Annotated in this window: 8 protein-coding genes and 1 pseudogene; 7 read left to right on the top strand and 2 right to left on the bottom strand. The window is 66.9% G+C overall.

Annotated features, from left to right (window positions below):
- Nucleotides 1-53 precede the first annotated feature (53 nt).
- Together QE379_RS02330 and mdoH are read left to right on the top strand one after the other, a co-directional pair.
- Nucleotides 54-1,577, top strand: coding sequence for a glucan biosynthesis protein (locus tag QE379_RS02330; protein ID WP_306997451.1), 1,524 nt, complete (start codon nt 54-56; stop codon nt 1,575-1,577).
- The gene (mdoH, locus tag QE379_RS02325) at nt 1,574-3,373 is read left to right on the top strand and encodes a glucans biosynthesis glucosyltransferase MdoH (protein ID WP_306997449.1); all 1,800 of its coding nucleotides are present in this window, start codon (nt 1,574-1,576) and stop codon (nt 3,371-3,373) included. The genes QE379_RS02330 and mdoH overlap by 4 nt, the downstream gene beginning before the upstream one ends.
- A 10-nt stretch (nt 3,374-3,383) precedes the next feature.
- Here the strand turns inward: mdoH and QE379_RS02320 are convergent, their stop codons facing one another.
- Nucleotides 3,384-4,382 (bottom strand): ligase-associated DNA damage response exonuclease, encoded by a 999-nt coding sequence (locus QE379_RS02320; RefSeq protein WP_306997447.1) that lies wholly within the window; start codon nt 4,380-4,382, stop codon nt 3,384-3,386.
- A 19-nt stretch (nt 4,383-4,401) separates the two neighbouring features.
- Between QE379_RS02320 and QE379_RS02315 the strand changes: the two genes are divergently transcribed.
- The 5 genes from QE379_RS02315 (at nt 4,402) to QE379_RS02295 (ending at nt 12,286) form a co-directional block, all read left to right on the top strand.
- The gene (locus QE379_RS02315; protein ID WP_306997444.1) at nt 4,402-6,813 is read left to right on the top strand and encodes a ligase-associated DNA damage response DEXH box helicase; all 2,412 of its coding nucleotides are present in this window, start codon (nt 4,402-4,404) and stop codon (nt 6,811-6,813) included.
- Between the two features lie 261 nt (nt 6,814-7,074).
- Nucleotides 7,075-9,174, top strand: coding sequence for a bifunctional (p)ppGpp synthetase/guanosine-3',5'-bis(diphosphate) 3'-pyrophosphohydrolase (locus QE379_RS02310; RefSeq protein WP_306997441.1), 2,100 nt, complete (start codon nt 7,075-7,077; stop codon nt 9,172-9,174).
- 414 nt (nt 9,175-9,588) lie between these two features.
- Nucleotides 9,589-11,004 (top strand): M48 family metalloprotease, encoded by a 1,416-nt coding sequence (locus tag QE379_RS02305; RefSeq protein ID WP_306997439.1) that lies wholly within the window; start codon nt 9,589-9,591, stop codon nt 11,002-11,004.
- 34 nt (nt 11,005-11,038) lie between these two features.
- A complete protein-coding gene (locus tag QE379_RS02300) occupies nt 11,039-12,031 on the top strand; it encodes a glycosyltransferase family 2 protein (protein WP_306997437.1) in 993 nt (330 codons plus the stop codon).
- A 42-nt stretch (nt 12,032-12,073) separates the two neighbouring features.
- Nucleotides 12,074-12,286 carry a hypothetical protein gene (locus QE379_RS02295; protein ID WP_306997433.1) on the top strand — a complete coding sequence of 71 codons (213 nt, stop codon included), beginning with the start codon at nt 12,074-12,076 and terminating at the stop codon, nt 12,284-12,286.
- Between the two features lie 452 nt (nt 12,287-12,738).
- Here QE379_RS02295 and pnp read toward each other — a convergent pair.
- Nucleotides 12,739-15,079, bottom strand: a pseudogene (gene pnp / locus QE379_RS02290) (polyribonucleotide nucleotidyltransferase).
- Nucleotides 15,080-15,146: the final 67 nt, after the last annotated feature.

The following is a 15,146-nucleotide window of genomic DNA, read 5'->3' as shown; positions in this document are numbered from 1 at the left end:
CAAGCTCACGCAGCCGGGAGGCCGTCCGTCCGTCGCAGGAGATGCTGGAGCCGATGATCCGAGCCAATCGTCGAGAGTTGATCGCAGCCTTCGCCGCCCTGGGGCTGTCGCCTGCATGGGCCGCCCGCGCCGCCGCGCAAGCCACGCCTTCGAGCGTGAAGATGGGCGCGCCCAAGCCCTTTTCCTGGGCCGCGCTTCAATCGCAGGCCGAGGCCCTGGCCCGGCAACCCTATCGCCCACAGGCCAAGGTCGAGGCCGCCGCCGCCATCGATTACGACGCGGTCGGCACGATCCGGTATCGGGAAGACAAGACGCTGGCGGGCGGAATCCGACTGTTCCCGCTGGGCCGCTATGCGCCCAACCCGGTCGGCAGCCATATCGTCGAGAACGGCCAGGCGCGCGCGGTCCCCTTCTCGCCATCGCTGTTCACCGCCGAAGCTGGCCATGCGCCGCCGCTGGGCATTGCCGGGTTCCGCGCGATGACGGCGGACGGCAAGAGCGACTGGCTGGCCTTTCAGGGCGCCTCCTATTTCCGGACCGCAGGCGCGCAGGACCAATATGGCCTGTCGGCACGCGGGATCGCGATCGACACCGGGATCGACGGGCGCGAGGAGTTTCCCGCCTTCACCGATTTCTGGATCGAGCGGACGGCGGCGCAGGGCTATACCGTCCATGCGCTGCTTGACGGGCCGAGCGTGACGGGCGCGTACAAGATCGAGTCGGTGAAGGGCGCGAACGGGGTCGAACAGCGTGTCTCCGCCGTCCTGTTCTTCCGCCGCGATGTCGAACGCCTCGGCATCGCGCCCGCGACCAGCATGTTCTGGTATGGTGAGGGCAATCGCGCGGCGGGCAGCGACTGGCGACCCGAGATCCACGATTCGGACGGCCTCGCACTGCTGACCGGCGCGGGCGAGCGGCTGTGGCGGCCTTTGGTCAACCCGCCGCGCCCGACGCTGGACAGCTTCGCCGACACCAATCCGCGCGGCTTCGGCCTGCTCCAGCGCGACCGGGATTTCGATCATTATCAGGATGACGGGGCATTCTATGACCGCCGCGCCAATTTGTGGGTGCAGCCGCAGGGGGATTGGGGCCGGGGGCAGGTGATGCTCTATGCCTTTCCGACCGCGTCGGAGACGGTCGACAATATCGTCGCCTTCTGGAACCCCGCCGACGCGCCCAAGGCAGGGCAGAAGCGGCAATTCGACTATCGCCTGAGCTGGGGCTCGATCGACCCGACCGTGGTGTCGGCCGTCGCGCACGCGGTCGACCAGTGGACCGGCGCGGCCGGTCGGCCCGGTGCCGAGCCGACCCAGGGCGCGCGCAAGCTGGTCGTCGATTTCGTCGGCCCGGCACTGGCCGGGCTGGACCGGCAGAGCAACGTGATCGCCGAGATCGGCGTGTCGCGCGGCAAGCTGCTCACGCAAGCCGCCTATCCGGTCGTCGGCCAGCGAAATCGCTGGCGCGTCACCGCCGATATCGCGCCCGTGGGGCAGGGCCCCGCCGATGTCCGCCTGTTCCTGAAGCGCGGCAACAAGGCGCTGACCGAGACGGTGCTGGCCCCCGTCTTTCTGCCATGACCGACGCCCGCGCGATCATGCCGGAGCCCGCGCCGCTGACCATGGAGGTCCAGCGGTTCGACGGCCCGCCGCCGCCGCACAACGCGCCGGAGCCCCGGATCGGGGTCAATCTGGCACCCGACGATATCCTGACGCGCCGGTTGCTGCTGGTATTGCTGACCGGCCTGCTCGCCACCGCCGCTTCCGCGTCGGTCAAGGAGGCGTTGCTCAGCGACGGGTTCAACCTGCTCGACGGGTTGCTGTTGCTGCTGTTCTTCCCGCTCTTCGCCTGGATTTCGTTCGGCTTCGTCACCGCGGCGATCGGCTTCATCCTGCTGATTTCCGGCGCGCATCCCGGCATCACCCCCGCGCCCCGCGGCGCGGCCCCCCTGACCGCGCGGACCGCCGTGCTGGTCCCGGTGCATAACGAGGATGTCGACGCCGTCTTCGACCGGATCGCACGGATGGCGATGATGATCGACCGGGCCGGTGCCGCCGACCGCTTCGCCTTCTTCGTCCTGTCCGATTCGGGCGAAGCGGCGGAAGTGGAGGAACGCGCCGCCTGGGCCCGCCTCGCCCCCCGTCTGGCGGTGCCGCTCCATTATCGCCGCCGGACCGAGAATGTCGGGCGCAAGCCGGGCAATGTCGCCGATTGGGTGCGCAAGCACGGCGCGGCCTACGACTTCATGCTGATGCTCGACGCCGACAGCCTGATGGGCGGCGACACGATCGTCGGCATGGCGCAGATCATGGAGCAGCGCCCCTCGATCGCGCTTCTCCAGACCGTACCGATGATCATCGGCGCGACCACCCTGTTCCAGCGCTGGATGCAATTCGCCAGCCGCTTCTATGGGCCGATCTCGACGGCGGGGCTGGTCTGGTGGTCGGGGTCGGAGTCGACCTTCTGGGGGCATAACGCGCTGATCCGTATCCGCGCCTTTGCCGAAAGCTGCGGCCTGCCCGACCTGCCCGGACGCCCGCCCTTCGGGGGCACGATCATGAGCCACGACATGGTCGAGGCGGCCCTCCTGCGGCGGCGCGGCTGGCGGCTGCACATGTTGATGGTCGAGGACAGTTTCGAGGAGTTTCCGCCGACCCTGATCGACCAGGCGGTGCGCGACCGGCGCTGGGCGCAGGGCAATACCCAGCACCTCAAGCTGCTGGGGTCGAGCGGTTTCCACTGGATCAGCCGGTTGCAGCTGTTCATCGGCGCGCTCGCCTATCTGATGTCGCCCGCCTGGCTGATCCTGATCGCCACCTCGATCGCGCAGAGCCTGTCCGACGACGCCGCGACGGTGCGGGCGGTGACGTCGGTGCAGGTGCTGGTGGTGACGCTGATCCTGTTGTTCGGGCCCAAGCTGCTAAGCATCATCTGGGCGATGGCCGACCGGAACCGGCGGGCGAGTTACGGCGGGGCGCGGGGAATCCTGGCGTCGGTGGCGCTCGACGTGCCGCTGTCGATCCTGACCGCGCCGGTCATCGCGCTGACCCAGACGATCGACCTCATCAACATCGTCCGCGGCAAGCCCTCCGGCTGGAGCCCGCAGAGCCGGGTGCGCGACGGCCTCGCGGCGGCGGATGCGATGCCGCGCTATTACTGGCATCTGGCGGTCGGCGTGGTGTTGCTTGGCGTGTCGTTCCTGAACCCGGTGCTGGGGGCGTGGTTGTCGCCGGTGACCTTGGGGCTGCTGCTCGCGCCGTGGCTGGCGATGCAGACGGCCAAGGTGCGACCGGGCGAAAGGCTGGCGAAAAGGGGTGTGTTCGCGGTGCCGGGGTCGGCGGTGGCGGAACCGGTGCGGCCTTTGGCGATGGCGTGAGGGATTCCCCTCAATCATCCTCGTCCTCGAACCCCACCAGCGCCAGGGCCCGCGCCTTCATCTGCCGCGTCTCGCACCAGTGGACCAAAGCCTCCTCGCGCCCGTGCGTCACCCACACCTCGCGCGGCGCGATCTCGGTCAGGGTCTGGGTCAGTTCGTCCCAATCGGCATGGTCGGACAGGATCAGCGGCAGTTCGACATTCTTCTGCCGCGCGCGCTGGCGCACCCGCATCCAGCCGCTGGCCATGGCAGTGATGGGCTCCGGCAGCCGCCGCGACCAGCGATCATTGAGCGCCCCCGGCGGACACAGCACGACATGCCCCGCCATCTCCGCCTTGGGCGTATCCGCTACCATGCGCAGATCGCCCAGATCGACGCCGAGTTCCTGATAGAGCGCACATAGCCGCGCCAGCGCGCCGTGCAGATAAATGGGTGCCTCATGCCCGCGCACCCGCAGTTCGGCGATCACCCGCTGCGCCTTGCCCAGCGCATAGGCCCCGACCAACACGCAGCGGGTCGGATTGGCATGGAGCCGCGCGATCAGCTTGTCGATCTCGTCGCCCGTTTCGGGATGGCGAAAGACAGGGAGCGCGAAGGTCGCCTCGGTGACGAACACGTCGCATTTCACCGGCTCGAACGGTGCACAGGTCGGGTCGGCGCGGCGTTTGTAATCACCCGACACCACCACCCGCTCGCCCCGGTAATCGAGCACGATCTGCGCCGATCCCAGCACATGCCCGGCGGGGACGAAGCCGACCTCCACCTCCCCCAATCGAATCGTCTCGCCATAGCCCATGGGCACGCCCGTCTGCGGGCCGTAGCGCGCCGCCATGATCGCCAGCGTCTCCGGCGTCGCCCAGACGGTGCCATGTCCGCCGCGCGCGTGATCGGCATGGCCGTGGGTCACCAGCGCCTTGGCCTCCGGCTCGGACGGATCGACCCACACATCGGCGGGGGCCACGTAAATCCCGTGTTTATGGGGCTGTATCCAGTCGCCGAGCTTGACCATGATACCTATATCCTTCGGGATGCCCCCCGGTTCCCTTCCCTCCGCCTTGACCGATTGGTTCGCCGCCAAGGGCTGGCACCCGCGCACGCACCAGTTGGCGATGCTGGAAGAAGCCCGCGCCGGACGGCACGCCTTGCTGGTCGCGACGACGGGCGCGGGCAAGACGCTGGCGGGGTTCCTGCCGACCCTGACCGAGTTGATCGAGCGCCCGTCGGAGGGGCTGCACACCCTCTATGTCTCGCCCTTGAAGGCACTGGCGGTCGATATCCGCCGCAACCTCGTCACGCCGATCGAGGAGATGGGCCTCGACATCCGGGTCGAAACGCGGACCGGCGACACCTCGTCGGACAAGAAGGCGCGGCAACGGGTCAAGCCGCCGCATATATTGCTGACCACGCCGGAATCGCTGTCGCTGCTGCTCAGCTACCCCGATGCCGAGGGGATGTTTGCCAGCCTCAAGACCATCGTGGTCGATGAGGTCCACGCCTTCGCCACCGGCAAGCGCGGCGACCTGCTGTCCTTATGCATGGCGCGGTTGCAGCGAATTGCCCCCGCCATGCGCCGGGTCGCGCTGTCGGCGACGGTGGCGGACCCGGACGGCTATCGCGCCTGGCTGGCCCCGGACGGCGATATCGACGCGGTCGGCCTCGTCACCGGCGAGCCGGGCGCGCCACCGGACATTGCCATCCTGCTGCCCGAGGATCGCATCCCCTGGGCGGGCCATTCGGGCCGCTACGCCGCCGCGCAGGTGATGCGCGTGATCGAGGCGAACCGGACCACCATCCTGTTCTGCAACACCCGCAGCCTCGCCGAACTGATCTTCCAGGATTTGTGGAAGGCCAATGACAAGAGCCTGCCGATCGGCGTCCATCACGGCTCGCTCTCGCTGGAGGCGCGGCAAAAGGTGGAAGCGGCGATGGCGGACGGCAAGCTCCGCGCATTGGTCGCGACCGCCAGCCTGGACCTCGGCGTCGACTGGGGCGATGTGGATTGTGTGATCCAGATGGGCGCGCCCAAGGGGTCGTCGCGGCTTCTCCAGCGGATCGGGCGCGCCAATCATCGGCTGGACGAATCGAGCCGTGCGATCCTCGTCCCCGGCAACCGCTTCGAATATCTGGAGGCACGCGCCGCGCTCGATGCGGTGGAGGCGGGCGAACTGGACCCCGACCTGTTCCGACAGGGCGCGCTCGACGTGCTGGCGCAGCATGTCATGGCCTGTGCTTGCGCCGCGCCGTTCGAGCAGGGCGCGCTGCTCGACGAAATCCGCTCGGCCATGCCCTATTCGGCGTTGCCGGACGAGACGTTCGAGCGGGTGCTGCGGTTTATCGCGGACGGCGGCTATGCGCTCAAGGCCTATGACCGGTTCAAGCGGCTGGTCCAGCAGACGGACGGGACGTGGCGCGTCACCCATCCGCAATTCGTCGCGCAGCACCGCCTGAACGCCGGGATCATCGTCGAGGCGACGATGCTGAAGGTCCGCTTCCGCAATGGCCGCCAGCTTGGCCGGGTGGAGGAAGGATTCGCCGCCACCCTCGCCCCCGGCGACACCTTCTTCTTCGCGGGGCTGAGCCTGGAGGTGGAGTCGATCGACGGTGAAGACCTGATCGTTCGCGCCACCTCCCGCCCCGCGCGCATCCCGACCTATGGCGGCAGCCGGATGCCGCTCTCGACCAGCCTCGCCGACCGGGTGCGGGCCTTCCTCGCCGACCGGAGCGAATGGGATCGTTTCCCGCCGGACGTGCATGACTGGCTGGAGATGCAGGATCGCCGCTCGGTCCTGCCCCGCCCCGGCCAGTTGCTGGTCGAGACCTTCCCGCGTGAGGGTCGGCATTATATGGTCGCCTACAGCTTCGAGGGGTGGAACGCGCACCAGTCGCTGGGGATGCTGATCACCCGGCGGATGGAAGCGCAGGGGCTGAAGCCGCTCGGCTTCGTGGCGAGCGACTATGCGCTGGCCTGTTACGGGCTGGAGAAGGTGACCGACCCGGCCAGCCTCTTTTCCCCCGACATTCTCGAAAACGAGTTCGTCGATTGGGTGCAGCAATCGCACCTGCTCAAGCGTGCCTTTCGCGAGGTGGCGGTGATCGGCGGGCTGGTCGAGCGCCAGCATCCCGGCAAGCGCAAGACCGGGCGGCAGGTGACCTTTTCGACCGACCTGATCTACGACGTGTTGCGTAAGTACGAACCCGGCCATCTGCTGCTCCAGGCGGCGTGGGACGATGCGCGGGCGCGGATGACCGATGTGGGGCGACTGGCGAACCTGCTCGACCGGGCGGGGGGGACGATGCTGCACGTCGATCTGGAACGGGTGAGTCCGCTGGCGGTCCCGGTGCTGGTGCTGATCGGGCGGGAGAAGGTGTCGACGGGAAGCGCGGATGACGACCTGCTGATCGAGGCGGAGGCCTTGGCGGCGGAGGCTATGGGGGAGTGAGGTGAGGGATTCCCGTGGCCTTCGACTTCGCTCAGGCGGAACGGCTGTTGGTATAGTCTTCCCTCACGTCTAGCCGCTCCCCTCCCGCAAGCGGGAGGGGATGGGGGAGGGCACGGGGTCTCACAGAGGCCACCCCTTGCGGCTCTTGCCCCTCCCCAACCCCTCCCCCTGCCGGGAGAGGGGCTTAAGAAGACCCACCCGATCACCCTGATCGCATCAAAAATGTTGCAATGCCCATCCCTACCACGCAAATCTGATATCGTGCTCCGCCAGTATGAACTCGTCGACCGCGTGCTCGACTACGACCCCCAGGCCGATGAGGCGCTGCTGAACCGTGCCTATGTCTTCTCGATGAAGGCGCATGGCAGCCAGAAGCGTGCCTCGGGCGATCCCTATTTCAGCCATCCGATCGAGGTCGCGGGCATCCTGACCGACATCCATCTGGATGACGAGACGATCGCCACCGCCATCCTGCACGACACGATCGAGGATACCGTCGCCACCTATGACGAGATCGAACGGCTGTTCGGTCCCAATGTCGCCCGGCTGGTCGACGGCGTGACCAAGCTGTCCAAGATCGAGGCACAGACCGAGAGCGAGCGCGCCGCCGAGAATCTGCGCAAATTCCTGCTCGCCATGTCGGACGATATCCGCGTCCTGCTGGTCAAGCTGGCCGACCGGCTGCACAATATGCGCACGCTCCATCACATCGCGAAGCCGGAGAAGCGCCGCCGCATCGCGAAGGAGACGATGGACATCTATGCCCCGCTCGCCGAGCGGATCGGCATGTACGAGTTCATGAAGGAGATGCAGATGCTCGCCTTCCAGCAACTCGAACCCGAAGCCTATGAGTCGATCACGCTTCGCCTCGCCCAGATGAAGGAGGGCGGCGGCGACCGGATCGCCAGGATCGCGTCGGGCCTGAAACTGCTGATGTCGCGCGGCGGCGTCGAGGCGGAGGTGACGGGGCGGGAGAAATCCGCCTTCTCGATCTTCCGCAAGATGAACGAGCGGCATATCAGTTTCGAGCAGCTATCCGACGTCATGGCCTTCCGCGCGATCGTCCCGACCGAGGAGGATTGCTACCGCGCGCTGGGGCTGATCCATCGCCGCTGGCCGATGGTGCCGGGGCGGTTCAAGGATTATATCTCGACCCCCAAGCGCAACGGATACCGCTCGCTCCACACATCCGTCATCCATGCCGACAATGCGCGGATCGAGATCCAGATCCGCACCGCCGAAATGCATGCCGAGGCGGATTTCGGTCTCGCGGCGCACTGGACCTACAAACAGGCGACCCGCCACGATGCCCAGGTAAGCTGGATTCGCGATCTGGTTGAAATCCTCGACACGGCGGGCAGCCCGGAAGAACTGATCGAACATACGAAGATGGCGATGTACCAGGATCGCATCTTCGCCTTCACCCCCAAGGGCGAACTGATCCAGTTGCCCAAGGGCGCGACGCCGATCGACTTCGCCTATGCCGTACACACCGATCTGGGCGACCAGGCGGTGGGGGCCAAGCTGAACGGGCGGGTGGTGCCGCTGTCCACCGTCATCTCCAATGGCGACCAGGTGCAGATCCTGCGCTCGGCGGGACAGACGCCGCAGGCCAACTGGCTGAACCTGGCGATCACCGGCAAGGCGCTGGCCGCGATCCGCCGCCATCTGCGCCAGGCCGAGCGGGCCGAACAGGTGACGCTCGGCACCAAGCTGTACGAGGATATCGTCCGTCGCCTGCCCGCGCAGATCGGGCCCGACGCGCTGACCCATGCGCTGCAACGGCTGAAGATGCCCGACGAAGCGCATCTGATGATCGCCATCGCCCGGCGCACGGTGTCCGATGCCGCCGTGATGGAGGCGCTGATGCCCGGATCGGCGGGCGCGGATGTGGCCGCCCTGCCGCCGCAGTCGAGCGCGATCTCCATCAAGGGGCTGACCCCCGGCGTCGCCTATGACCTGGCGCAATGCTGCCATCCGGTGCCCGGCGACCGCATCGTCGGCCTGCGTCGTCCGGACGCGGGGATCGAGGTTCATGCGATCCAGTGCCCGGTGCTGGCCGAACTCGCCGACCGGACCGACGAGGAAACCGACTGGGTCGACGTCTCCTGGGGCGACGACAGCGAGGGCGCGACCGCGCGCATCTCGGTCATGGTCAAGAACGAGCCCGGTGCGCTCGGTATCCTCGCGACGATCATCGGCCAGCATAAGGCGAACATCATCAACGTCCGGCTGGATACGCGCGACACGCGCTTCCACACCAATCTGATCGATGTCGAGGTGCACGACCTACAACATCTGATGCGCCTGATGGCGGCGTTGCGCGCGGCGGATGTGGTGAGTTCGGTCGAGCGGGTTTGAGGTAATCCACCGCCATCGGCGGCGAAAAAGTCTTTTGTTCGCGCAGAGGCGCGGAGGGCGCAGAGAAGTGGGCATTGCGCAGCAAGCGTATCTTTCCTCTCATGATCGATGAAAGGCGCCTGCATCTGCGGCGGGGCGAGACACCTCCGCGCTCTCTGCGCCTCCGCGCGAACCATATTCTTCTTCGTTCCCGGCGAAGGCCGGGGCCCAGTTGCGGTGAATGATCGGAGGCTCAAAGCAGATGTCTCCCTGTATCGTCTCGCACGTCCTGAGCCGCGAAGAGACTGGACCCCGGCCTTCGCCGGGGAGCGGAACGGTGCAAAAATCCTGACGCCCGGATGACGCCTCCGTAACAAAACTCTGGAACCCGCGCCGCGCCTGCGCTTTGGAACCCCCGAACAGGGGAGCCTTAACATGCGTTTCATCACCGCCGCCGCCATGCTCGCGCTTGTCGCCGCACCCGTCGCCGCGCAACAGGCGCGGTCGATCTCCGCCTCCGACAAGGCGCAAGGGGCGCAGGCCAATCCGCAGCTCGTGGCGCAATATGGCGGCCGCTACACCGGCCCGCAGGCGGCATTCGTCGAGCGGGTGGGCAAGCGGGTCGCGGTCCAGTCCGGCCTGTCCAACGCGCAGGGCGACTTCACCGTCACCACGCTCAACTCGCCGGTGGAGAACGCCTTCGCCATCCCCGGCGGCTACATCTATGTCACGCGCCAGTTGCTCGCGCTGATGAATTCGGAGGCCGAACTCGCCTCGGTGCTGGGGCATGAGGTCGGCCATGTCGCCGCGCGCCACTCGCAGAGCCGCAACACCCGTTCGACCATCGGATCGATCCTGGCGGCGGGGGCGGGGCTGTTGACCGGCAGCAATGTCGCGACCCAGTTGGTCGGCACGGGCGCGCAGCTTTACACGCTCAAATATGGCCGCGATCAGGAATATCAGGCCGATGGCCTCGGCATCCGCTACATGACCGCCGCCGGTTACGATCCCTACGCCTCCGCCGACATGCTCGCCTCGCTGGCCGCATCGAGCGACCTCGCCGCGCGCACGGCGGGGAAGGACGCGAACGCCATCCCCACCTGGGCCTCGACCCATCCCAACAGCGCCGACCGCGTCCGCCGCGCCGCCGCGCTCGCCAAGCAGACCGGCCGCCCCGAAACCACGCCGCCACAGGATACCACCTATCTGCGGATGCTCGACGGCATGCCCTATGACGACGATCCCAAGGAGGGGATCGTCGATGGCCAGAGTTTCCGCCATCCCGGCCTCAAGCTGAAATTCACCGCCCCCAACGGCTATGCGATCGCCAATGGCAGCGACGCGGTGAGCATCGTCGGTCAGGGCGGACAGGCACAGATGCGGCTCGCCCAGGGCAGCGATCTGGGCCAGGCGATCACCCAGCGTTTCGGCCAGCTCGGCACCGGCACGCCGACCGGCCAGTTGCAGAACGGGACGGCGAACGGCATCCCCTATGCCTGGGTCACGACGCGCGCCGCCGCCAACAACCGCGCGGTGGATGCGACGGTGGTCGCCTATCGCTTCCCCTCGGCGACCTATACCTTCACGCTGGTTACGCCCGCCGGTAGCGGCATCGGGCCGTTCCAGCCGCTGCTCGCCTCGGTCGCGCCGCTGTCCACCGCCGAGGCGAATAGCATTCGCGGCAAGAAGATCAGCATCGTTACCGTCAAGGCGGGGGACACGATCGACAGCCTGTCGGCGCGCATGGCCTATCCCGATTACAAGCGCGAGCGGTTCGTGACGCTGAACGGGCTCGACCCGGAACAAGCGCTGACGCCGGGCCGTTTGGTCAAGTTGGTCGTGAACGGGTGACGGACGGCTTCGACGCCGCTACACCGGCGGCGTCATGAAGCGCCCCGCCCTGTCTGTCGTCGTCCCCTGCTATAACGAAGCCGCCTGTCTGGACGTGCTGCACGCGCGCATCTCCGGCGCGGCGCGCGCGGCGGTGGGCGAGGATTATGAGATCGTCCTGATCAACGACGGCTCGAAGGACGATAGCTGGCCGGTGATGCAGCGCCTCGCCGCCGCCGACCCGCATCTGGTGGCGATCAACCTGTCGCGCAATCATGGGCACCAGCTTGCGCTGACCGCAGGGCTGGACCTGTGCGCGGGCGAGCAGATCCTGATCATCGACGCCGATCTTCAGGACCCACCCGAACTCCTCACCGACATGCGCGCGACCATGGCGGCGCAGAGCGCGGACGTGGTCTATGCCGTCCGTCGCAAGCGCGCCGGGGAAACACTGTTCAAAAAGGCGACGGCGGCGATCTTCTACCGGATGCTCGACCGGCTGACCGATACGCCGATCCCGCTCGATACCGGCGATTTCCGCCTGATGAGCCGCCGTGCGCTCGACGCGCTGCAATCGCTGCCCGAACAGGCGCGCTTCATTCGCGGCATGGTCGCCTGGGTCGGTTTCCGTCAGGTTCCCTTCCCCTATGATCGCGCCGAGCGCCTTGCGGGCGAGACGCACTATCCGCTGGGCAAGATGATCGCGCTCGCCTTCGACGCGGTGACGGGTTTCTCCACCGCGCCCCTGCGCTGGGCCAGCCATATCGGCCTCGCACTGACCGCCGCCTCGCTGCTGCTGCTGGTCTATATCGCGATCGGCTGGCTGACCGGTTCGGCGGTGCAGGGCTGGACCTCGACCATGCTGGTCACCGTCATCCTGGGCGCGGTGCAGATGTTCGTGCTGGGCATGATCGGCGAATATCTGGGGCGGCTCTATATCGAGTCGAAGCGGCGGCCGCTCTACCTCGTCGCCGATGTGGCGGGGCCGGTCCAGGGCCATGCCCGGCTGGGCTATAGCGCGCATGAGGGGGCGAAGGAGCCGGGCTGAGGGCCTATTCTTCCGCCGTTCGGCCCGAATGTCCGATGACCGTTGCAGAGCGATCATTCGGACCTTTGCGGGAACGCGCGCAGCTATGCCGTCCTGATCCCCGATACGATCGAGCGGCAGAATTTGCGCGGCATGCGCCGTTCCACCGCCTATGCCCGACGGGTCGCGCGGCTGTCCGCGCTGGCGCATCGTCAAGGGCCGGAGCCCGTCTTCCTGCTCCGCCCGACAACGCTCCACGCATCGCGGCGGCGATGACGGATAGCCCACAGGTTCGCGTGCTGACCGTTTCCGGCGGAGAGACGCGGTCGGACAATGACTGCGACATTATGGGATCGAGGATAAGGTGGTGGACGGGATCGTCCGGTGGATGGAGGGGCGTTCGCGGTGAGGGATTCCCATGGCCTTCGACTTCGCTCAGGCCGAGCGGAGGTGGGTAAAGACCTTATCCCTCAAACTCGTTCAGCCTGAGCGAAGTCGAAGGCCACGCCAGCACCTTCCCACGAAGCGTCCCCGCCCCTCCACCGCCGCTTTGCGGCGGTCCCCCTCCCCAAGCGAGCTTGGGGAGGAATGGGCTGAACCAAATCCTCTCCATCTCCGATGGGGAGGGTCACCGCCCGGCGCAGCCGGGTGGTGGAGGGGCCGCCCCCCAACAAAAAAGGGCCCGGGGTTTTCCCCGAGCCCTTTTCCTTTCACCCAAGGGCGAAAGATCAGTCGCGATCGCCGGTCAGGAAGGCCGGAGCGGCGAATTCGGACGAACCGCCCTGTTCGCCACCTTCACGACGGGGACGGTCGCCACGGTCGCGACGGGGGCCGCTGCGGCCTTCGCCCCCGCGATCACCGCCGCGCTCGCCGCCACGATCACCGCCGTCACGACGTGGACCACGGCCACCCTCGCGCGGGCCACGATCACCACGCGGTTCACGCGGTTCGCGGGCCGGACGATTGTCCTCCAGTTCCGCACCGGTTTCCTGATCGACGACGCGCATCGACAGGCGGACCTTGCCGCGCGGATCGATCTCGAGCACCTTGACCTTGACTTCCTGGCCTTCGCTCAGGACGTCCGAGACCTTCTCGACGCGCTCGTTCTTGATCTCCGAGACGTGGACCAGACCGTCCTTGCCGCCCATGAAGTTCACGAACGCGCCGAAATCGACCAGGTTGACGACCTTGCCGTTGTAGATCTTGCCGACCTCGGCCTCTTCGACGATGCCCTTGATCCAGTTCATCGCGGCTTCGATCTGCGAACCGTCCGACGAGCTGATCTTGATGACGCCCTCGTCGTCGATATCGACCTTGGCGCCGGTGGTGGCGACGATCTCGCGTATCACCTTGCCGCCGGTGCCGATCACGTCGCGGATCTTCGACTTGTCGATCGTCATCGTCTCGATGCGCGGCGCGTGCGCCGACAGTTCGGTCCGGGGTCGAGGATAGCGCCTTGTTCATCTCGTTCAGGATGTGCGCGCGGCCTTCCTTGGCCTGCGCCAGCGCGACCTTCATGATCTCCTCGGTGATACCGGCGATCTTGATGTCCATCTGGAGCGAGGTGATGCCCTCGGAGGTGCCAGCGACCTTGAAGTCCATGTCGCCCAGATGATCCTCGTCACCCAGGATGTCGGACAGGACGGCGAAGTCCTTGCCTTCCAGGATCAGGCCCATGGCGATGCCCGAGACCGGACGCTTCAGCGGCACGCCCGCATCCATCAGCGACAGCGAGCCGCCGCAGACGGTGGCCATCGACGACGAGCCGTTCGACTCGGTGATGTCGCTGGTCACGCGGATGGTGTAGGGGAATTCCTCCTTCGACGGCAGCACCGGGTGCAGCGCGCGCCACGCCAGCTTGCCATGGCCGATCTCGCGACGACCCGGCGCGCCGAAGCGGCCCACTTCGCCGACCGAATAGGGCGGGAAGTTATAGTGCAGCATGAAGTGCTGGTACGACAGGCCGTTCAGGCCGTCGATCATCTGCTCGGCGTCGCGGGTGCCCAGCGTGGTGGTCGCGATCGTCTGGGTCTCGCCGCGCGTGAACAGCGCCGAGCCGTGCGAACGCGGCAGGAAATGAACCTCGGCCTCGATCGGACGGATCTGAGTGGTCGAGCGACCGTCGATGCGGCGGCCGTCCTTCAGGATCGCGGTGCGGACGATCTCGGCTTCCAGCTTCTTGACGAGCTTGGCGGCGACAAGCTGCTCCTGCGGGCTCCGCTCGGCCATGGCGGCCTTCGCCTTGGCGCGGGCCTCGCCCAGCGCGGTCTGGCGCTGCTGCTTGTCGGTCAGCTTGTAGGCCGCGGTGATATCCTTGCCGATCAGCTTCTTCAGCTCGGCCTTGACCGCCTTCTGGTCGTCGCCGACCTTCAGTTCCCACGGATCCTTGGCGGCCTGCTCGGCCAGGTCGATGATCGCGTTGATGATCTGCTGCGACGCCTTGTGCGCGTACATGACCGCGCCCAGCATCACCTCTTCGGACAGCTCCTTGGCTTCCGATTCGACCATCATCACCGCATTGTGGGTGGCGGCGACGACCAGGTCGAGATCGCCTTCCAGCGCTTCGGCATCGGTCGGGTTCAGGACATATTCGCCGTCCTTGTAACCGACGCGCGCCGCGCCGATCGGGCCCATGAAGGGCACGCCCGAGATGGTGAGCGCGGCCGACGCGGCGACCAGCGCCAGGATGTCGGGCTCATTCTCGCCATCGTACGAGAGCACCTGGCAGATGCAGTTGATCTCGTTGTAGAAACCTTCGGGGAAGAGCGGGCGGATCGGACGGTCGATCAGGCGGCTGATCAGCGTCTCACGCTCGGTCGCGCCACGCTCGCGCTTGAAGAAACCGCCGGGGATGCGGCCCGCCGACGAGAACTTCTCCTGATAGTGAACGGTCAGCGGGAAGAAATCCTGCCCTTCCTTCACAGTCTTCGCGGCCGTCACGGCGCACAGCACCACCGTCTCGCCCAGCGTCGCGATCACCGCGCCGTCGGCCTGACGGGCCACCTTGCCGGTTTCGAGGGTCAGCGTCTTGCCGCCCCACTCGATGGCCACTTTCTTGGTATTGAACATGGAATATCCTTCACTCCGACGGGCCTATCCCGCCGGGGCCTATGGGTTGAGCCAAAATTGGCTCTGG

It is taken from the genome of Sphingomonas sp. SORGH_AS_0879 (assembly GCF_030819175.1).
Taxonomy (GTDB): Bacteria; Pseudomonadota; Alphaproteobacteria; order Sphingomonadales; family Sphingomonadaceae; genus Sphingomonas.
This window is presented reverse-complemented; position numbering and strand designations above follow the sequence as displayed.